Source organism: Agromyces marinus, assembly GCF_021442325.1.
Classification (GTDB): domain Bacteria; phylum Actinomycetota; class Actinomycetes; order Actinomycetales; family Microbacteriaceae; genus Agromyces; species Agromyces marinus.
Genome location: NZ_CP087879.1, coordinates 1686597 through 1707050, shown reverse-complemented (window position 1 = coordinate 1707050; position 20454 = coordinate 1686597). Strand labels below are relative to the sequence as shown.

Sequence of the window (20454 nt, the reverse complement as noted above, 5' to 3'; positions counted from 1 at the left end):
TCGGGCCCGATATTGTCCATTCGGAGCATCCACTACATGACCACCGTAACGACCAAGGCACCCAAGCAGGTCGCGATCAACGACATCGGTTCTGCTGACGACTTCCTCGCCGCGGTCGAGAAGACCCTCAAGTTCTTCAACGACGGCGACCTCATCGAGGGCACCGTCGTGAAGATCGACCGCGACGAGGTCCTCCTCGACGTCGGCTACAAGACCGAGGGCGTCATCCCCTCGCGCGAACTCTCCATCAAGCACGACGTCGACCCCAGCGAGGTCGTCGAGGTCGGCGACACCGTCGAGGCCCTCGTTCTCCAGAAGGAGGACAAGGAAGGCCGTCTGATCCTGTCCAAGAAGCGCGCGCAGTACGAGCGCGCTTGGGGCGACGTGGAGAAGATCAAGGAGAACGACGGCGTCGTCACCGGCCAGGTCATCGAGGTCGTCAAGGGCGGCCTCATCGTCGACATCGGCCTGCGCGGCTTCCTGCCCGCATCGCTCATCGAGCTCCGCCGCGTCCGCGACCTCACGCCGTACCTCGGCCAGGAGCTCGAGGCCAAGATCCTCGAACTCGACAAGAACCGCAACAACGTGGTCCTGTCGCGCCGTGCCCTCCTCGAGCAGACCCAGTCGGAGTCGCGTTCGACCTTCCTCCAGAACCTCCACCCGGGCCAGATCCGCAAGGGCGTCATCTCGTCGATCGTCAACTTCGGTGCGTTCGTCGACCTCGGTGGCGTCGACGGTCTCGTCCACGTCTCGGAGCTCTCCTGGAAGCACATCGAGCACGCGTCCGAGGTCGTCGAGGTCGGCCAGGAGGTCACCGTCGAGGTGCTCTCCGTCGAGCTCGACCGCGAGCGCGTCTCGCTGTCGCTCAAGGCGACGCAGGAGGACCCGTGGCAGGTCTTCGCGCGCACGCACGCGATCGGCCAGGTCACCCCGGGCAAGGTCACCAAGCTGGTGCCGTTCGGTGCGTTCGTCCGCGTCGCAGACGGCATCGAGGGCCTCGTGCACATCTCGGAGCTGTCGGGTCGCCACGTCGAGCTGGCCGAGCAGGTCGTCTCGGTGGGCGAAGAGGTCTTCGTCAAGGTCATCGACATCGACCTCGAGCGTCGTCGCATCTCGCTGTCGCTCAAGCAGGCGAACGACGGCGTCGACCCCGAGGGCACCGAGTTCGACCCGGCGCTCTACGGCATGCTCACCGAGTACGACGAGCAGGGCAACTACAAGTACCCGGAGGGCTTCGACCCGGAGACCAACGAGTGGCGCGAGGGCTTCGAGTCCGCGCGCGAGGCGTGGGAGCAGGAGTACGCTGCCGCGCAGGCTCGCTGGGAGGCGCACAAGAAGCAGGTCGCGGCCACGATCGCGGCCCAGGCGGAAGACGACTCGTTCACGGGTTCGTCGTTCTCGAGCGACTCGGCCGGGTCCGGCACCCTCGCCGACGACGCGTCGCTCGCGGCGCTGCGCGAGAAGCTCTCGAGCAACTGATCGCCGAGCAGCCGCAGGCTGCTCGAACAACGGAAGGCCGGTCCCGCTGGGGCCGGCCTTCCGGCGTTCCGGGCGGCATCGGCGCCCGGCGACGCAATAGGCTGTCGATGTGTATCTGATCGGCCTCACCGGCGGCATCGCGTCGGGCAAGTCCACCGTCGCGCGCAGGCTCGTCGAGCACGGCGCCATCCATCTCGACGCCGACCAGCTCGCGCGTCGCGTCGTCGAACCGGGAAGCGCGTGCCTGCGGGCGATCGCCGCCGAGTTCGGCGAAGGCATGCTCCGTGCCGACGGCACGCTCGACCGACAGCGCCTCGGCGACCTCGTCTTCCACGACGAGGATGCGCGCGCACGGCTGAACGCCATCGTGCACCCGGCGGTCCGCGAACTCTCGGGTCGCCTGATCGCCGAAGCGGATGCCGAGGACCCCGACGCCGTCGTGGTGTACGACGTTCCGCTGCTCGTCGAGGCGCAGGTGGACCATCCGTTCGACCTCGTTGTCGTCACGAGCGCGCCCAAGCGCGCCCAGGTCTCGCGCCTCGTCGAGGAGCGCGGCCTCGACCCCATCCACGCCGAGGCGCGCGTCGACGCGCAGATCGGCGACGAGGAGCGGCGCGCGGTCGCGGACGTGGTCATCGACACGGGCGGGACCATCGCCCACACCATGAGCCAGGCGGACGCGCTGTGGGTGGACGTCGATCGCGCGCGGCGGGCGAAGCGGGCGCAGCCGAGCGGATGACGCGGCCGCGGCGCGCGCACCCCGGTACCGCCTGCGCCGGACCCGGCGTCGACATCGCACCCGGCCGCGGTGTCGGCGGTGGAACCTAGACTTGCGTGCATGCAGTCGACGCGTTCCGTGCGCCCGTTCGAGGTCGTCAGCGAGTACTCGCCGAGCGGCGATCAGCCGCAGGCGATCGCCGACCTCGCCGCGCGCATCAACGCGGGTGAGACCGACGTGGTGCTGCTCGGTGCGACCGGGACGGGCAAGTCGGCGACGACGGCGTGGCTCGTCGAGCAGGTGCAGCGTCCGACGCTCGTGCTCGCCCACAACAAGACCCTCGCGGCGCAGCTCGCGAACGAGTTCCGCGAGCTCATGCCGCACAACGCGGTCGAGTACTTCGTCTCGTACTACGACTACTACCAGCCCGAGGCGTACGTCCCGCAGACCGACACCTTCATCGAGAAAGACTCGTCGATCAACGCCGAGGTCGAGCGGCTCCGGCATTCGACGACCAACTCGCTCCTCAGCAGGCGAGACGTCGTCGTGGTCTCGACGGTGTCGTGCATCTACGGCCTCGGCACTCCCGAGGAGTACCTGAATGCGATGATGCCGCTCCAGGTCGGCCAGCGCGTGGACCGCGACTGGCTGATCCGGAAGTTCGTGTCGATGCAGTACTCCCGCAACGACGTGGCGTTCTCGCGAGGCACGTTCCGGGTTCGCGGCGACACGATCGAGATCATCCCGGTCTACGAGGAGCACGCGATCCGCATCGAGATGTTCGGCGACGAGATCGAGTCGCTGCACAGCCTCCACCCCCTGACCGGTTCGGTGATCGCGAAGCTCGACGCGGTCCCGGTGTTCCCGGCGTCGCACTATGTCGCGAGCGTCGATGTCATGCAGCGCGCGATCGGCACGATCCGCGACGAGCTCGACGAACGGCTTCAGGAACTCGAGCGCGAGGGCAAGCTGCTCGAGGCGCAGCGACTGCGGATGCGGACGACGTTCGACCTCGAGATGATGGAGCAGATCGGGTTCTGCTCGGGCATCGAGAACTACTCGCGACACATCGACGGTCGCGCAGCGGGCGAGGCGCCGCACTGCCTGCTCGACTACTTCCCGGACGACTTCCTCGTCGTGATCGACGAGTCCCACGTCACGGTGCCGCAGATCGGCGCCATGTACGAGGGCGACGCGTCCCGCAAGCGCACGCTCGTCGACCACGGGTTCCGGTTGCCCAGCGCGCTCGACAACCGGCCCCTGAAGTTCGACGAGTTCAAGGATCGCGTCGGGCAGACCGTGTACCTGTCGGCGACGCCCGGCAAGTACGAACTCGGCATCGCCGACGGCATCGTCGAGCAGATCATCCGCCCGACCGGTCTCGTCGACCCCGAGATCGTGGTCAAGCCGACGAAGGGCCAGATCGACGACCTGCTCGAGGAGATCCGACTGCGCGCGGAGCGCGACGAGCGCGTGCTCGTGACGACCCTGACCAAGCGGATGGCGGAGGAGCTCACCGACTTCCTCACCGAGGCCGGGGTCCGGGTGCGGTACCTCCACTCCGACGTCGACACGCTCCGCCGCGTCGAACTGCTGACCGAGCTGCGTGCCGGTGTCTACGACGTCCTGGTCGGCATCAACCTGCTGCGCGAGGGGCTCGACCTCCCCGAGGTCTCGCTCGTCGCCATCCTCGACGCCGACAAGGAGGGGTTCCTGCGCTCGTCGACCTCGCTCATCCAGACGATCGGCCGTGCCGCGCGCAACGTCTCGGGTCAGGTGCACATGTACGCCGACGTCATGACCGACTCCATGCGGTCGGCGATCGACGAGACGACGCGACGGCGCGAGAAGCAGGTCGAGTACAACCGTGTGAACGGCATCGACCCGGCCCCGTTGCGCAAGCGGATCGCCGACATCACCGAGGTCCTGGCGCGCGAGGAGGCCGATACGGCCGCCCTCCTCGCCGGCCGCGACGTCAAGGCCGGTTCTCCGGTCCCGCGGCGCGAGGGCATCGCGGCATCCGGTGCGAACGACCTCGAGGAGCTGATCCGCGACCTCAACGAGCAGATGCTCGAGGCTGCGGGCGAGCTGAAGTTCGAGCTCGCGGCACGACTGCGCGACGAGGTTTCCGAGCTCAAGCGCGAACTACGCCAGATGGAGAAGGCCGGTCACCTCGGCTGAGCGGAGCCCGCACCTGCGATCCGGCCGGTCTTCGAACGTGTGTTCGCTGAGAGCGCTCGTGTGCGAGCCGGCAGTGTCGGAGGTGGTTCGTAGACTCGGAGGGTGCCAGTTTCACGTCTCGATGCCCATTCGCGCCTGAGTGTCCGCGGGGCACGCGTCCACAACCTGCGCAACGTCGACGTCGAGATCCCTCGCGACGCCATGGTGGTCTTCACCGGCCTGTCCGGCTCGGGCAAGTCCTCGCTCGCGTTCGACACGATCTTCGCCGAGGGGCAGCGTCGGTACGTCGAGTCGCTGTCGGCCTACGCGCGGCAGTTCCTCGGCCAGGTCGATCGCCCCGACGTCGACTTCATCGAGGGGTTGAGCCCGGCCGTGTCGATCGACCAGAAGTCGACCAACCGCAACCCGCGCTCGACCGTCGGCACGATCACCGAGATCTACGACTACATGCGGCTCCTCTGGGCTCGCATCGGCGTGCCGCACTGCCCCGAGTGCGGTGAGAAGATCCAGCGCCAGACCGTGCAGCAGATCGCCGACCGGCTCATGGAGCTCGAGGCCGGCACCCGCTTCCAGGTGCTGAGCCCGGTCGTGTCGAAGAAGAAGGGCGAGTTCGTCGACCTGTTCCGCGAGCTCTCGGGTCAGGGGTACTCGCGAGCGGTCGTCGACGGCGAACTGATCCGGCTCGACGAGCCGCCGAAGCTCAAGAAGCAGGTCAAGCACGACATCTCGGTGGTGATCGACCGGCTCGTGGCATCCGATGACATCCTCGGGCGGCTCACGGACTCGCTCGAGACCGCGCTCAGGCTCACCGACGGTCTCGCCCAGATCAACTACGTCGACCTCGAGGGCGACGCGGCGTGGCAGACCTTCTCCGAGAAGCTCAGCTGCCCGAACCAGCACCCCATCGCGCTGACCGAGGTCGAGCCGCGCACCTTCTCGTTCAACGCGCCGTTCGGGGCGTGCCCGCAGTGCTCGGGTCTCGGAACGCGGATGTCGGTCGACGAGGACCTGCTGCTCGGGGACCCCTCGCTCAGCATCGCCGAGGGCGTCATCCTGCCGTGGACCTCCCAGGGCAAGAGCCTCTACAACTACTACGAGAAACTGCTCGACGGCCTCGCGCGCGACCTCGGGTTCTCGCTCGACACGGCGTGGGAAGACCTCGACGAGTCCGTCCGCAGCGCGGTGCTGCGCGGCGACAACTTCGAGGTCCGGGTGCGCTGGCGCAACCGGTACGGGCGCGAGATGAGCTACACGTCGGGCTTCGAGGGCGTCGTGCCGTACATCGAGCGGCAGTACCTGCAGGCCGAGACCGACGTCCAGCGGGCCCGCTGGGCGGAGTACCTCCGCGAGGTCCCGTGCCCGGTGTGCCGCGGCGACCGGCTCAAGCCCGAGGTGCTCGCGGTGCTCGTCCACGACGCGTCGATCGCCGACGTCTGCCGGCTGAGCCTGCACGATGCCCGCGCCTTCATGGACCGCCTCGAGCTGACCGACCGCGAGCAGGCGATCGGCGCGCAGGTCCTGCGCGAGATCAAGCTGCGGCTGGACTTCCTGATCCGGGTCGGCCTCAGCTACCTCGACCTGGCGCGCGCGGCCGGGACCCTCTCCGGGGGCGAGGCGCAGCGGATCCGCCTCGCGACGCAGATCGGGTCGGGGCTCACGGGCGTCCTCTACGTCCTCGACGAGCCGAGCATCGGACTCCACCAGCGCGACAACCGGCGTCTCATCGACACGCTCGTCGCGCTGCGCGACCTCGGCAACACGCTCATCGTCGTCGAACACGACGAGGACACGATCCGGACCGCCGACTGGATCGTCGACATCGGCCCAGGTGCGGGCGTCCACGGCGGCACCGTCGTGCACAGCGGCAGCTACGTCGACCTCATGAACAACACCGCGTCGCTGACCGGCGACTACCTCGCGGGTCGCAAGGAGATCGCGATCCCGACGTCGCGCCGACCGATCGACCCCGATCGCATGGTCCGCGTCGAAGGCGCGCAGGCCAACAACCTGCGGGGCGTCGACGTCGCCTTCCCGCTCGGCACGTTGACCGCGGTGACCGGCGTGAGCGGGTCGGGCAAGTCCTCGCTCGTCAACGACATCCTCTACCGGGTGCTCGCGAACAAGCTCAACGGGGCGCGCAAGGTGCCGGGCAAGCACCGCCGCGTGACGGGCCTCGACCACCTCGACAAGGTGGTCCACGTCGACCAGGCGCCCATCGGGCGCACACCGCGCTCCAACCCGGCGACCTACACCGGGGTGTTCGACCGGATCCGAACGCTCTTCTCCGAGACGGCCGAGGCGAAGGCCCGCGGCTACCTCCCCGGTCGATTCAGCTTCAACGTCAAGGGCGGCCGCTGCGAGGCCTGCTCCGGTGACGGCACGATCAAGATCGAGATGAACTTCCTCCCCGACGTCTACGTGGCGTGCGAGGTCTGCGGCGGTCAGCGGTACAACCGCGAGACGCTTCAGGTGCACTACAAGGGCAAGAACATCGCCGAGGTGCTCGAGATGCCGATCAGCGAGGCGGCCGAGTTCTTCGAACCCATCTCGGCGATCCACCGGTACCTGAAGACACTGGTCGACGTCGGCCTGGGGTACGTCCAGCTCGGCCAGAGCGCGACGACCCTCTCGGGCGGCGAGGCGCAGCGGGTCAAGCTCGCGACCGAACTCCAGCGTCGATCGAACGGGCGCAGCATCTACGTGCTCGACGAACCGACCACCGGACTCCACTTCGAGGACGTCCGGAAGCTCCTCAAGGTGCTCGGCAAGCTCGTCGACAAGGGCAACACGGTCATCGTGATCGAACACAGCCTCGACGTGATCAAGTCCGCCGACTGGATCGTCGACCTCGGCCCCGAGGGCGGCTCCGGGGGCGGGCAGGTCGTCGCCACGGGCACTCCCGAAGAGGTGGCCCGCATCCACGAGAGCCACACGGGCACGTTCCTGCGCGAGATCTTCGACGCGGCCGCGCTGCCGGCCGCCGCGGCCGGGTGAGCATGGCGGCGACGGTTGCCTATCGGCCGCGCCCGGGCGAGATCCCGACGGATCCCGGCGTCTACCGGTTCCGCGATGCGGACCATCGGGTGCTGTACGTCGGCAAGGCGAAGAGCCTCCGGGCGCGCCTGTCGAACTACTTCGCACCGCTGCACACCCTGCACGAGCGCACACGGCGGATGGTCACGACCGCCGCATCCGTCGAATGGACCGTCGTCGGCAACGACATCGAGGCCCTCCAGCTCGAGTACACCTGGATCAAGGAGTTCGACCCGCCGTTCAACGTCAAGTACCGCGACGACAAGTCCTACCCGTACCTGGCGGTCACCCTCGCCGACGAGGCCCCGCGCGCCATCGTCACCCGGCGGCGCGGGATCCCCGGGGCCAAGTACTTCGGTCCGTATCCGAAGGTCTGGGCGGTCAACGAGACGCTCGACCTGCTGTTGAAGCTGTTCCCCATCCGCACCTGCAAGGATTCCGACTACAAGCGCGCCATGCAGTCCGGCAAGCCCTGCTTCGCAGGCCAGATCGGCCGCTGCTTCGGTCCCTGCTCCGGCGCCGTCACGGTCGAGGAGCACCGTGCGAACGTGGCGCGGTTCGTCGCGTTCATGCAGAACCAGGACCGACGGATCGTGACCGTCCTCGAGCAGCAGATGCGCGCGGCCGCCGCCGTGCAGGACTACGAGACCGCAGCTCGCCGCCGCGACGAACTCCAGGCCGCCGAGTCCTTCTTCGAGAAGAGCGCGGTCGTGCTGCGCGAGCATGTCGACGTCGACGTGTTCGGCATCGACCACGACGAACTGGCGGCCGCCGTGCACCTGTTCACGGTCCGCGGCGGGCGGGTCCGCGGCGTGCACTCCTGGACCGTCGACACCGAGCTCGACATGACCCTCGGCGACCTCGTCGACTCGGTCGTCCAGCACGCGTACGGTGCAGACCTCCGCCCGCCGGCCGAGGTCGTCGTCCCGGCGCTGCCGGACGACGCGGAGGCGCTCGAGGGGTGGCTCGCCGACCGCGGAGGCCGGAAGGTGCGCCTCCGAGCGGCCAGGCGCGGCGACAAGGCCGCGCTGCTCGAGACCGCCACCCAGAACGCACGGCAGACGCTCATGCTGTACAAGACGCGCCGGAGCGCCGACTTCACCGCGCGATCGCGCGCGCTGGAAGACATCCAGGAGTCGCTCGGCATGGCCGACGCGCCCCTGCGCATCGAGTGCTTCGACGTGTCGCACCTCAGCGGCACGAACATCGTCGCCTCGATGGTGGTCTTCGAAGACGGCCTCCCTCGGAAGGACGAGTACCGGCGCTTCACGATTCCGAGCTCGAGCGACGACACCGATTCGATCCACCAGGTCCTGACCCGTCGTCTCGCCCACCTGGGCGAGGCGGCCGGGCATCCGGCCGAGGCGGATGCCGCGTCGGACCTCGACGTCACGGCGGAGGGCGAGGTCGTGTCATCCGCCCGCCGCTCGAAGTTCGCCTATCGCCCGAACCTCCTCGTCGTCGACGGCGGACGACCGCAGGTCGCGGCCGCCGAGCGCGCACTGCGCGAGGCGGGCGTGCAGGGCGTGTACCTCTGCGGCATCGCGAAGCGGCTGGAGGAGATCTGGACCCCGGACTCCGACTTCCCGGTCATCCTGCCGCGCAACAGCGATGCCCTCTTCCTGTTCCAGCGGATCCGCGACGAGGCGCACCGATTCGCCATCACCCACCAACGGCAACGTCGGAAGCGCGACATCGCCACGGTCCTCTCCGAGGTGCCGGGCCTCGGGCCCGCGCGCGTGAAGGCCCTGCTCAAGCACTTCGGATCGGTCGCGCGCCTGCGCCAGGCCGACGAAGCGGCCATCGGCGAGGTCCCCGGCGTCGGGCCGACCCTCGCGGCGGCCATCAGGCGGCACCTGGAGGGAACGGGCCGACCGGTCGACGACTAGGCTGGACGCTCGGGGGACTGCAGGAAGGAGCGCCGAACGCATGACCGACGGCGACCGTCAGGAGATGCTCATCGTCACGGGGATGTCGGGGGCCGGACGATCGACCGCGGCCGACGCGCTCGAAGACCTGGGCTGGTACGTCGTCGACAACCTGCCGCCGCAGATGCTCCGGCCACTCGTCGAGCTCGCCCAGCACGCGGGGGAGTCGCTGCCGCGCATCGCGGCCGTGGTCGACATCCGCGGCGGCGAGTTCTTCTCCGAGCTCCAGCAGATGGTCGAGTCCCTGAGGGACAAGGTCGACGTGCGCGTCGTCTTCCTCGACGCGGACGACGCCGTGCTCGTGCGCCGCTTCGACTCGGTCCGGCGCCCCCATCCGCTGCAGGGGGACGGCACCCTGCTCGACGGCATCGCCGCCGAGCGGAACCGGTTGGCCGCGGTCCGCGAGTCGAGCGACATCCTCGTCGACACCTCCGGCCTGAACATCCACCAGCTCGCGAACCTCGTCACCGAGACCTTCGCCGAGCAGGGGCGCGCCGGCATCCGGGTGACGGTCCAGAGCTTCGGCTTCAAGTACGGTCTCCCGCCCGACGCCGACCTCGTCGCCGACGCGCGCTTCCTGCCCAACCCGTTCTGGGATCCCGACCTCCGTGCGCTCACGGGCGAGGACGCCCGGGTGAGCGACTACGTGCTCGAACAGCTCGGCGCCGGCGAGTTCCTCGACGCCTACCTGGCGGCGCTGCGGCCCGTGCTCGACGGCTACCAGCGCGAGAGCAAGCGACACGCGACGATCGCGATCGGCTGCACCGGGGGCAAGCACCGATCGGTCGCACTCGTCCGCGAACTCGCGGCGAGACTCGGAACGATCCCCGGCCTCGCGGTCAGCGTGAAGCACCGCGACCTGGGCAGGGAATGAACCGGCGCGTCGAGCGCCACCGCACGACAGAGAGGACGACCACGTGGCCCTGACGGCTGAGGTGAAAGAGGAGCTGGCGAAGATCGAGGTCACGAGGACCTCGGTGCGCGCCGCGGAACTGGCGTCCGTGCTCCGATTCGCCGGTGGACTCCACATCATCTCGGGCCGCATCGCGATCGAGGCCGAACTCGACGCCCCGGGCATCGCGCGCCGCGTGACCCGCGACCTCGGCGAACTGTACGGGGTGCGCCCGGACGTCTCGGTGATCGGTGCGTCCGGACTCCGCCGCACGAACCAGTACCTCGTGCGCGTGCTCGACGGCGGCGAGACGCTCGCCCGCCAGACGGGCCTGCTCGACGCCCGCCGTCGACCGGTCCGCGGGCTCCCGAACAAGCTCACGACCGGGTCGCGCGACGAGGTCGCCGCCGTCTGGCGCGGCGCGTTCCTGGCGCGCGGAAGCCTCACCGACCCGGGGCGCTCCGCGGCCCTCGAGATCACGTGCCCCGGCGGTGAGACGGCCATGGCGCTCGTCGGCGCCGCCGGTCGGCTCGGCGTCGCGGCCAAGGCCCGCGAGGTGCGGGGCGTGCACCGCGTCGTCGTCCGCGACGGCGAGGCGATCAGCGCCATGCTCGCGCTCATGGGTGCGAGCGACACCGTGCGCAACTGGGAGGAGATGCGTCAGCGGCGCGAGGTCCGCGCGACGGCGAACCGCCTCGTCAACTTCGACGACGCCAACCTCCGCCGGTCGGCGCAGGCCGCGGTCGCGGCGTGCGCGAGGGTCGAGCGCGCGATGGAGATCCTCGGGGAGGAGATCCCCGATCACCTCCGCTACGCCGGCGACCTGCGGCTCGCGCACCGTGACGCGAGCCTCGACGAGCTCGGCCACCACGCGGACCCGCCGCTGACCAAGGATGCCGTGGCGGGGCGCATCCGGCGTCTGCTCGCGATGGCCGACAAACGGGCCGCGGAGCTCGGGATCCCGGGCACCGAGGCGAACCTGCCCGCGGACCTCGACGACGTCTGAGCCTCGAGGGCTGCCGGGCGATCCCGATGCAGCCCCGACATCCGCCCCTCGCACGGGCATAGGATCGAACAGGCCGCGGTCCGCCGGGCAGACGTCCGGTCGACCCGGCCGCTGAGAAGGAGAAGCAATGGCTGACTACACCCTCCCCGACCTGCCGTACGACTACTCGGCGCTCGAACCGTCGATCAGCGGCACGATCATGGAGCTGCATCACTCGAAGCACCACCAGGCCTACGTGACGGGTGCGAACACGGCGCTCGCGCAGCTCGCCGAGGCGCGCGACTCCGGCGACCTGGCGAACGTGAACAAGCTCGAGAAGGACCTCGCGTTCAACCTTGGCGGCCACGTCAACCACTCGATCTTCTGGACGAACATGTCTCCGGACGGCGGCGACGCGCCCACCGGTGAGCTCGCGGCGGCGATCGCCGACCACTTCGGCTCGTTCGAGAAGTTCCAGGCGCACTTCACCGCGACCGCGCTCGGCGTGCAGGGTTCCGGTTGGTCCGTGCTCGCGTGGGACTCGATCGGGCAGCGCCTGATCGTCCTGCAGTTCTTCGACCAGCAGGCCAACATGCCTGCGGGCGTCGTGCCGCTGCTCATGCTCGACGTGTGGGAGCACGCCTACTACCTCGACTACCGCAATGTGCGCGCCGACTACGTCAAGGCGTTCTGGAACATCGTCGACTGGGCGAACGTCCAGCAGCGCTTCCAGGCGGCCACGGAGCGCACTTCGGGCCTGCTGCTACTGTCATAGCGGATGGTGTCCCCGGGCACCGCCCGGGGACATCGCCGTCCGGTCACCACCACCCCGTTGGCGCGCTCGCGCCATGACGACAGGGAGAATCCAGTGTCCGTCAAGATCGGCATCAACGGCTTCGGCCGAATCGGCCGCAACTACCTCCGTGCCGCACTCGCGCAGGGCGCCGACCTCGAGATCGTCGCCGTCAACGACCTCACCGACAACAGGACCCTCGCCCACCTGCTCACCTACGACTCGGTCACCGGCCGGCTCGACGCGAGCGTGGAGCACGACGACGAGCACCTCATCGTCGACGGCCGTGCGATCCGCGCGTTCTCGGAACGCGACCCGGCGAACCTGCCCTGGGGCGAGCTCGGCGTCGACATCGTCATCGAGTCCACCGGGTTCTTCACCAAGGCGGCCGACGCCCGCAAGCACCTCGAGGCCGGCGCGAAGAAGGTGCTCATCTCCGCACCCGCCACCGATGAGGACGCGACCTTCGTGATGGGCGTGAACGAGGACTCCTACGATCCCGCGCGCCACCACATCATCTCGAACGCGTCGTGCACGACGAACTGCCTCGCACCCCTCGCCAAGGTCTTCGACGACGAGTTCGGCATCGAGCACGGCCTCATGACGACCGTCCACGCGTACACCGCCGACCAGAACCTCCAGGACGGCCCGCATCGCGACCTCCGCCGTGCGCGGGCCGCGGCGATCAACATCGTGCCGACCTCGACGGGTGCGGCGAAGGCCATCGGCCTCGTGCTCCCCGGGCTCGTCGGAAAGCTCGACGGCTTCGCCCTGCGCGTCCCCGTCCCCACGGGCTCCATCACCGACCTCACGGTCACCGCATCGCGCACGGTCACCGTCGACGAGGTCAAGGCCGCCTATCGGCGGGCCGCCGAGGGCCCCCTGCGCGGCATCCTCAAGTACACCGAGGACCCGATCGTCTCGAGCGACATCGTGACCGACCCGCACTCGTCGATCTTCGACGCGGGCCTCGTCCGGGTCATCGGAAACCAGGTGAAGCTGTCCGCCTGGTACGACAACGAGTGGGGCTACTCGAACCGACTCGTCGACCTGACCGCGTACGTCGCCGAGCGACTCTAGAACCGCACCGCCACGCAACCGCTCGTGCGGGAATCCGCACGCCTGTGAGAGAGACCACGTGACCCTCAGAACCATCGATTCCCTGGGCCCGCTCGCCGGTACCCGTGTCATCGTCCGATGCGACCTGAACGTTCCGCTGAAGGACGGCGAGATCACCGACGACGGGCGCGTGCGCGCGTCGGTGCCGACGCTCACCCGGCTCGTCCGCGAGGGTGCGAAGGTCATCGTGATCTCGCACCTGGGCCGCCCCGAGGGCGCCCCGGACCCGAAGTACAGCCTCGAGCCGGCCGCGACGCGGCTGGGCGAGCTCGTCGACGTGCCGGTCGCGTTCGCGACCGACACCGTGGGGGCGGATGCCGCCGCCAAGGTCGCCGCGCTCGACGACGGCGAGATCCTCGTCCTCGAGAACCTCCGCTTCAACCCGGGGGAGACGAGCAAGAACGAGGCCGAGCGCACAGCGTTCGCGGGGCAGCTCGCCGAGTTCACCGACTCGGTCGTCTCCGACGGCTTCGGGGTGGTCCACCGGAAGCAGGCGAGCGTCTACGAGCTCGCGCAGCTGCGTCCGAGCGCCGCGGGCCTGCTCATCGCCGACGAGCTCGAGGTGCTCGACCGGCTCACCGAGAAGCCCGAGCGGCCGTACGTGGTCGTGCTCGGCGGATCGAAGGTGTCCGACAAGCTCGGCGTCATCGAGCACCTGCTCCCGCGGGTCGACGCGCTGCTCATCGGGGGCGGGATGCTGTTCACCTTCCTCGCTGCGCAGGGGCACGCCGTCGGATCGAGCCTCCTCGAGGCCGATCAGATCGGCACCGTCGAGCGCTACCTCGCTGATGCCGCCGAGCGCGGCGTCGACATCGTGCTGCCCACCGACGTCGTGGTCGCGGCGTCCTTCTCGGCCGATGCCGAACACGTGGTCGCCGCGGCGGATGCGATCGAGCAGACCCCGTTCGGAGCCTCCGGCCTGGGCCTCGACATCGGCCCCGACACCGCCGCGGCGTTCGCCGCACGCATCCGCGATGCGAAGACCGTGTTCTGGAACGGGCCCATGGGCGTGTTCGAGCTCGCACCCTTCGCCGACGGGACCCGCACCGTGGCATCCGCGCTCATCGACGTCGACGGCCTGAGCGTCGTCGGCGGCGGCGACTCGGCGGCCGCGGTCCGACAGCTCGGGTTCGACGAAGCCGCCTTCGGTCACATCTCGACCGGCGGCGGGGCGAGCCTGGAATTCCTCGAAGGCAAGAAACTCCCCGGACTGGAGGTCCTCGGATGGCAGTGACCCGCACCCCGTTCATCGCCGGCAACTGGAAGATGAACCTCGACCACCTGCAGGCGATCGCGTTCGTGCAGAAGCTCGCGTGGAGCCTCTCCGACGCGAAGCACGACTTCGCGGACGCCGAGGTCGCGGTCTTCCCGCCCTTCACCGACCTGCGGTCGGTGCAGACGCTGGTCTCCGCCGACGACCTGCCCGTGAGGTACGGCGCACAGGACCTCTCGGCGAAGGACTCGGGCGCGTACACGGGGGAGGTCTCGGGGGCGTTCCTGGCCCGGCTCGACTGCGCGTACGTCATCATCGGCCACTCGGAACGTCGCACCATGCACGCCGAGACCGACGAGGTCGTTCGCGACAAGGTCGCGGCCGCCCACCGGCACGGCCTCGTGCCGGTGCTCTGCGTCGGCGAGACCGCTGAAGACCTCGAGCAGCACGGCGCGAGCGCCGTCCCGGTCGCCCAGCTGCGGGCTGCGCTCGAGGGGGCGGATGTCTCCAAGGGGCTCGTCGTCGCCTACGAGCCGGTCTGGGCGATCGGCTCCGGGCAGGCGGCGACGCCCGAGCAGGCCCAGCAGGTCGCGGGCGCCCTGCGCGAGGTGCTCCGCGAGATCGCGGGCGACGACCTCGCCGCGGCCACTCGGATCCTGTACGGCGGCTCCGTGAAGGCGGCGAACATCGCCGCGTTCATGCGAGAGCCCGACGTCGACGGCGCGCTCGTCGGCGGCGCGAGCCTCGACCTCGACGAGTTCTCGAGCATCGTCCGGTTCAAGAAGCACGTGGGGGCCTGACCGCCAGGCCCGAGCGCGTCGCGCCACCGGCCCGGGGCCCTCACCGCCACGGGCCGGAGGGCGCGACGGCTATACTCGTTCAGCGGCAACGACATCCCCGGTCGTGCCCGGAAAGGTTTCACCGTGGAGATTCTCCAGGTCGTCCTGCAGGTGCTGCTCGGCCTCACGAGCATCCTGCTCACCCTCCTGATCCTGTTGCACAAGGGCCGCGGCGGCGGTCTGTCCGACATGTTCGGCGGCGGCATGACCTCCAGCCTCGGTGCGTCGGGTGTGGCCGAGCGCAACCTCAACCGCATCACGATCATCCTCGGACTCGTGTGGGTCTCGTGCATCGTCGTGCTCGGGCTCATCACCAAGTTCGACGCCGGCATCTGACGGAGGCGAAGGCAACGTGGTTTCAGGCAACAGTGCGATCCGCGGATCGCGGGTCGGTTCGGGCCCGATGGGCGAGCAGGACCGGGGCTTCCACGCCGACCGCGTCGCGGTGAGCTACTGGGACGCCCAGGGGAACGAGACGGTCCGGTACTTCGCCGCGAGTCTCCCGGACGAGGAGATCCCCGACGTCATCGACAGCCCGTCGACGGGCCTGCCCGCCGGTCGGGATCGGGAGAATCCGCCCGCGGTCGCGAAGGCCGAGCCCTACAAGACGCACCTCGCGTACGTGAAGGAACGGCGTACCGAGGAGGAGGCGGAGGCCCTGCTCGACGAGGCGCTGCAGCAGCTGCGCGCGCGTCGGGGCACGGCGACCGAGGACTGAACGCTCCCGACGAGCACCGAACGATGAAACGGGCCGCCCTCCGGGGCGGCCCGCTTCGTCGTGCATCGGGGCCGTCTGCCCCGTGGTTCAGTAGTCACGGGCGATGAGCGCCTCGGGCACCTCTGCCGCGGCATCCCGGTCGACGAAGAAGACCGTGCGCCGACGGCCCTTGATCCCCGCGACGGGCACCTCGTCGCGACTCGCGCCGGCGAGCGCGAGGCCGAGCGCCGAAGCCTTGTCGGAACCCGCGAGCACCATCCAGACGCGCTGAGCCGCATTGATGACGGGCCGCGTCAGGCTCAGCCGCTCCGCCGGGGGCTTGGGCGAGTCGCGCACCGCGATGACGGGTCGGTCGACCACCTGGATCCCCGAACGGTGCGGGAACAGGGAGGCGATGTGTCCGTCCGGGCCGACTCCGAGGAAGACGATGTCGAAGACAGGGTACGGCAGCCCGTCGCTGCCGTATCGTGCGAGCTCCGCGGTGTAGGCGTCGGCCGCAGCGTCGAGCGTGAGGCCCGAGTCGGATGCCGGGAAGGGATGGATGTTGCCGGCGTCGAGGCCGAGCGAGTCCAGGAGCGCCTCGCGCGACTGACGGTCGTTGCGCTCCTCGTGCCCCTCGGGAACCCACCGCTCGTCGCCCCACCAGAAGTGGACCCGCGACCAGTCGATGCTCGCGTGCGCCGGCGAGTCGCGGACGGAGGAGAGCACCGCGCCCCCCATCGAGCCGCCGGTCAGCACGACGTGCACCGTCTCCTGGGCGTCGAGCAGGTCGAGCAGCTTCGTCATGAACCTCGCGGCGACGGAACCTGCGAGCGCGCCCTTGTCGGGGTGCACGAGCACACGGCGATCGTTGGTCATTCGGTTGCTCCTTCGTGGTGGTGCGAACGCTGATCCGCCAACAGGCGGAGCCCTCGGGTGATGACCTCGCCGTACAGCTCGTCGGGGTCGAGTCGGCGCAGCTCGTCGGCGAGGCAGTCGCGGAGGCTGCGGCGGGGGAGCGCCACGTCGTGGATGGGCTGCTCGGGCTGCCTGAGGGTCGCGACGCCCGGCACGTCGCGGACGAGCTCGATCGTGCCGGGTGCTCGGCTGAGATGCACCCCGTGGATGCCGTGCGAACCCTGCTCGAGCCCCGTCAGCGTGCACACGGTCGCCGCTCCGAGCTGCATCGTCAGCCACGCGGCGAGCAGCGTGGTCGACGGCGAGTCGATCGCGCCGGTGACCTGCACGGCCGTGACGGGTTCGTACGGCGGCTGGTCGAGCACGGCCGCGAGCTGCGCGCGCCAGAGCGTGAGCCTCGTCCAGGCGAAGTCCGCGTCGCCCGGCCGGTAGCTCGCCGCGAGGTGGTCGAGGGCGGCCTGCGGGTCGGGCTGCGTGGAGGCGTCCGTGATCCGGCGCTGCGCGATGCGTCCGAGCGGCGAGTCGCCGGGCACCTCCGGGGCGAGCCCCGGCCACCAGACGACCACCGGGGCATCGGGCAGCAGCAGGCCCATCACGAGGCTCTGCTCGTCTTCGGCGGCATCGCCGCGCGCGCGGAGGATGATGACCTCGCTCGCGCCCGCGTCGCCGCCGACACGGATCTCGGCGTCGAGACGGCTCGCACCGGCATCCGCTTCATCGGTCTCGGTCGAGAGCACGATGACGCGCATGGGGTGCTCGCGGGAGGCGTCGTTGGCGGCCTCGATCGCCTCCTCCTCGCCGTCGCGCGAGGTGGCGATGATGAGCGTCAGCACGCGTCCGAGGGCGACGGCGCCGCCCTCCTCGCGGATCTTGACGAGCGACTTCGAGATGTGGCTGGTCGTCGTGTCGGGAAGTTCGACGATCATGGGCGCCTCCAGGTGCGGCCGTCGCGGGCGAGCAGTTCGTCGGCGCACGCGGGCCCCCACGAACCGGGCTTGTACTGCTCGGGCCGACCCTGCGTCGACCAGTACCGCTCGATCGGGTCGAGGATCTTCCAGGACAGCTCGACCTCCTCCTGGCGCGGGAAGAGCGGGGGGTCGCCGAGGAGCACGTCGAGGATCAGCCGCTCGTAGGCCTCGGGGCTGGCCTCGGTGAAGGCGTGGCCGTACCCGAAGTCCATCGTCACGTCGCGCACCTGCATGCCCGCGCCCGGGACCTTCGAGCCGAAGCGGATCGTCACGCCCTCGTCGGGCTGGACGCGGATGACCAGCGCGTTCTGCCCGAGCTGGGCGGTCTGGCTGTCGGCGAAGACCTGCTGCGGCGCGCGCTTGAAGACGACGGCGATCTCCGTCACCCGACGGCCCAGCCGCTTGCCCGCCCGGAGGTAGAACGGGACACCCGCCCACCTGCGCGTGCCGATGAGCAGTTTCATCGCGGCGAACGTCTCGGTCGTCGACGAGGGGTTCATGCCGTCCTCGTCGAGGAAGCCGACGACCTTCTCGCCCCCCTGCCATCCGCCCGAGTACTGCCCGCGGGCCGTCGCGGTCGACAGGTCGTCGGGCAGCTCCACCGCGCGCAGGATCTTCTCCTTCTCGGCGCGGAGGTCGGCCGCGTCGAACGAGATGGGTTCCTCCATCGCGGTGAGCGCCAACAACTGCAGCAGGTGGTTCTGGATGACGTCGCGCGCCGCGCCGATGCCGTCGTAGTACCCCGCGCGTCCGCCGACGCCGATGTCCTCGGCCATGGTGATCTGCACGTGGTCGACGTGGTTGGCGTTCCAGATCGGCTCGTACAGCTGGTTCGCGAACCGGAGCGCCAGGATGTTCTGGACGGTCTCCTTGCCGAGGTAGTGGTCGATCCGGAACACCGAGTCCGGTGGGAAGACCGACGCGACCACGTCGTTGAGCTCGATCGCCGACTGCAGGTCGGACCCGAACGGCTTCTCGATGACGACGCGTCGCCACTGTCCCGGCTTCTGCTCGGTCAGCCCCGAACGCTTGAGCTGCTCGGTCACCTGAGGGAAGGACTTCGGCGGGATCGAGAGGTAGAACGCGTGGTTGCCCATCGTCCCGCGCTCGCGGTCGAGCGTGTCGACCGTGTCGCGCAGGCGCGCGAACGCGTCGTCGTCGTCGAAGGTCCCCTGGATGAAGCGGATGCCGCGCGAGAGCTGCTCCCAGACGTCCTCCCGGAACTCGGTCCGGGCGTGCTCCCGGACCGAGTCGTGGACGATCTGGGCGAAGTCCTCGTCCTCCCAGTCGCGGCGCGCGAAGCCGACGAGCGCGAACCCCGGCGGCAGGAGCCCGCGGTTCGCGAGGTCGTACACGGCGGGCATCAGCTTCTTGCGCGACAGGTCCCCGGTCACGCCGAAGATGATGAGGCTCGACGGGCCGGCGATGCGGTTGAGACGGTAGTCCTTCGGCGACCGCAACGGGTTGTGCGTCGCGGTGATCTCTACCGGATGCATGTGGACTCCAGATCAGTCGATGACGCGGCGGACCGCAGCACCCGATCGGCCGCTCACGCGGATGCGGATCCTCACCGGGCCGCCTCGAGCGCGCCGCGCACGGTCTCGAGCAGTTCGCCCCACGAGACCACGAACTTGTCCACGCCCTCGCGCTCGAGGAGCGCCGTGACGTCGTCGTAGTCGACGCCGACGCCGTCGAGCGCGTCGAGCACGCGGCCGGCCTCGGCGAACGCGCCGGACACGGTGTCGCCCTCGACGACGCCGTGGTCGTAGGTCGCCTCGAGCGTCTTCTCGGGCATCGTGTTCACGACGCCCTTCGCCACGAGTTCGGTCACGTACAGCGTGTCGGGCAGCGCGGGGTCCTTGACGCCGGTCGAGGCCCACAGCGGGCGCTGGCGGTTCGCGCCGGCGTCGAGCAGCGCGCTCGCGCGCTCCCCGCCGAACTCCTGGAGGTAGAGCTCGTACGCCAGTCGCGCGTTCGCGACGCCGGCGCGGCTCTTCAGCGCGAGTGCCTCGGCCGTGCCGATCGCCTCGAGCCGCTTGTCGATCTCGGTGTCGACGCGCGAGACGAAGAACGACGCGACCGAGTGGATCGTGGCCAGGTCGATGCCGGCGGCGCGCGCCTGCTCGAGTCCGGCGAGGTACGCGTCGATGACCTCGCGGTAGCGGTCGAGGCTGAAGATGAGCGTGACGTTGACGCTGATCCCCGCCGCGATCGCCGCGGTGATGGCGGGCAGGCCCTCGCGCGTGGCGGGGATCTTGATCATCACGTTCGGACGGTCGACGCGATCCCAGAGCCGGTGCGCCTCGGCGATCGTGGCCTCGGTGTCGTGGGCGAGGTCGGGGGAGACCTCGATCGAGACCCGGCCGTCGTACCCGCCGCTCCGGTCGAACACGGGCCGGAAGTGGTCGGCCGCGTCGCGCACGTCGTCGGTGGTGATCTCGAAGACCGCGCGGTCGACGTCCGCGCCGTCGGCGGCGAGCGTCGCGACCTGCTCGCGGTAGACGTCGCCGTTGCTGAGGGCGCCCGCGAAGATCGTCGGGTTGGTCGTGACGCCCACGACATCGCGTTCGGCGATGAGGCGCTCCAGGTCGCCCGAGACGATGCGTCCGCGCGAGAGGTCGTCGAGCCAGATGCTGACGCCCGCTTCGGAGAGGGCGGTGGTGGGGGAGGTGCTCATGATGTGGTCTCCTT

17 protein-coding genes are annotated in these 20454 nt (G+C 69.7%); 13 read left to right on the top strand and 4 right to left on the bottom strand.

The window, feature by feature from the left end; all coding sequences use genetic code 11:
• Positions 1-36 precede the first annotated feature (36 nt).
• From rpsA to DSM26151_RS07925, 13 genes are all read left to right on the top strand, one after another.
• Complete coding sequence (rpsA, locus tag DSM26151_RS07985) at positions 37-1479, top strand: 30S ribosomal protein S1 (RefSeq protein WP_234659055.1); 1443 nt, start codon at positions 37-39, stop codon at positions 1477-1479.
• Between the two features lie 109 nt (positions 1480-1588).
• Positions 1589-2218: a dephospho-CoA kinase gene (coaE, locus tag DSM26151_RS07980; RefSeq protein ID WP_234659054.1), complete on the top strand. Its 630-nt coding sequence runs from the start codon at positions 1589-1591 to the stop codon at positions 2216-2218.
• A gap of 99 nt (positions 2219-2317) precedes the next feature.
• On the top strand, positions 2318-4378 hold the full coding sequence (gene uvrB / locus DSM26151_RS07975; RefSeq protein ID WP_234659053.1) for an excinuclease ABC subunit UvrB: 2061 nt from the start codon (positions 2318-2320) through the stop codon (positions 4376-4378).
• 102 nt (positions 4379-4480) lie between these two features.
• Positions 4481-7372 (top strand): excinuclease ABC subunit UvrA, encoded by a 2892-nt coding sequence (uvrA, locus tag DSM26151_RS07970; RefSeq protein ID WP_234659052.1) that lies wholly within the window; start codon positions 4481-4483, stop codon positions 7370-7372.
• Positions 7373-7374: 2 nt separating this feature from the next.
• Entirely contained in the window at positions 7375-9300 is a 1926-nt protein-coding gene (uvrC, locus tag DSM26151_RS07965) for an excinuclease ABC subunit UvrC (protein ID WP_234659051.1), read from the top strand.
• 40 nt (positions 9301-9340) lie between these two features.
• Complete coding sequence (rapZ, locus tag DSM26151_RS07960; RefSeq protein ID WP_234659050.1) at positions 9341-10213, top strand: RNase adapter RapZ; 873 nt, start codon at positions 9341-9343, stop codon at positions 10211-10213.
• Positions 10214-10256: 43 nt separating this feature from the next.
• Entirely contained in the window at positions 10257-11237 is a 981-nt protein-coding gene (gene whiA / locus DSM26151_RS07955) for a DNA-binding protein WhiA (protein ID WP_234659049.1), read from the top strand.
• Positions 11238-11364: 127 nt separating this feature from the next.
• A complete protein-coding gene (locus tag DSM26151_RS07950; RefSeq protein ID WP_234659048.1) occupies positions 11365-11991 on the top strand; it encodes a superoxide dismutase in 627 nt (208 codons plus the stop codon).
• A gap of 93 nt (positions 11992-12084) precedes the next feature.
• Positions 12085-13089 (top strand): type I glyceraldehyde-3-phosphate dehydrogenase, encoded by a 1005-nt coding sequence (gap, locus tag DSM26151_RS07945; protein WP_234659047.1) that lies wholly within the window; start codon positions 12085-12087, stop codon positions 13087-13089.
• A gap of 58 nt (positions 13090-13147) precedes the next feature.
• Entirely contained in the window at positions 13148-14362 is a 1215-nt protein-coding gene (locus DSM26151_RS07940) for a phosphoglycerate kinase (protein ID WP_234659046.1), read from the top strand.
• Positions 14353-15141 carry a triose-phosphate isomerase gene (tpiA, locus tag DSM26151_RS07935; RefSeq protein WP_234659045.1) on the top strand — a complete coding sequence of 263 codons (789 nt, stop codon included), beginning with the start codon at positions 14353-14355 and terminating at the stop codon, positions 15139-15141. The genes DSM26151_RS07940 and tpiA overlap by 10 nt, the downstream gene beginning before the upstream one ends.
• Positions 15142-15264: 123 nt before the next feature.
• Positions 15265-15516, top strand: coding sequence for a preprotein translocase subunit SecG (gene secG, locus DSM26151_RS07930; protein WP_234659044.1), 252 nt, complete (start codon positions 15265-15267; stop codon positions 15514-15516).
• Between the two features lie 67 nt (positions 15517-15583).
• Positions 15584-15898: an RNA polymerase-binding protein RbpA gene (locus DSM26151_RS07925; RefSeq protein ID WP_407651038.1), complete on the top strand. Its 315-nt coding sequence runs from the start codon at positions 15584-15586 to the stop codon at positions 15896-15898.
• An 87-nt stretch (positions 15899-15985) separates the two neighbouring features.
• Here the strand turns inward: DSM26151_RS07925 and pgl are convergent, their stop codons facing one another.
• The 4 genes from pgl to tal all read right to left on the bottom strand — a co-directional run bounded on the left by pgl (position 15986) and on the right by tal (position 20440).
• Positions 15986-16756 carry a 6-phosphogluconolactonase gene (pgl, locus tag DSM26151_RS07920; protein ID WP_234659042.1) on the bottom strand — a complete coding sequence of 257 codons (771 nt, stop codon included), beginning with the start codon at positions 16754-16756 and terminating at the stop codon, positions 15986-15988.
• The gene (locus DSM26151_RS07915; RefSeq protein WP_234659041.1) at positions 16753-17721 is read right to left on the bottom strand and encodes a glucose-6-phosphate dehydrogenase assembly protein OpcA; all 969 of its coding nucleotides are present in this window, start codon (positions 17719-17721) and stop codon (positions 16753-16755) included. The genes pgl and DSM26151_RS07915 overlap by 4 nt, the downstream gene beginning before the upstream one ends.
• On the bottom strand, positions 17718-19259 hold the full coding sequence (gene zwf, locus DSM26151_RS07910; RefSeq protein ID WP_234659040.1) for a glucose-6-phosphate dehydrogenase: 1542 nt from the start codon (positions 19257-19259) through the stop codon (positions 17718-17720). The genes DSM26151_RS07915 and zwf overlap by 4 nt, the downstream gene beginning before the upstream one ends.
• Before the next feature lie 71 nt (positions 19260-19330).
• The gene (gene tal, locus DSM26151_RS07905) at positions 19331-20440 is read right to left on the bottom strand and encodes a transaldolase (protein ID WP_234659039.1); all 1110 of its coding nucleotides are present in this window, start codon (positions 20438-20440) and stop codon (positions 19331-19333) included.
• Between the last annotated feature and the right edge of the window lie 14 nt (positions 20441-20454).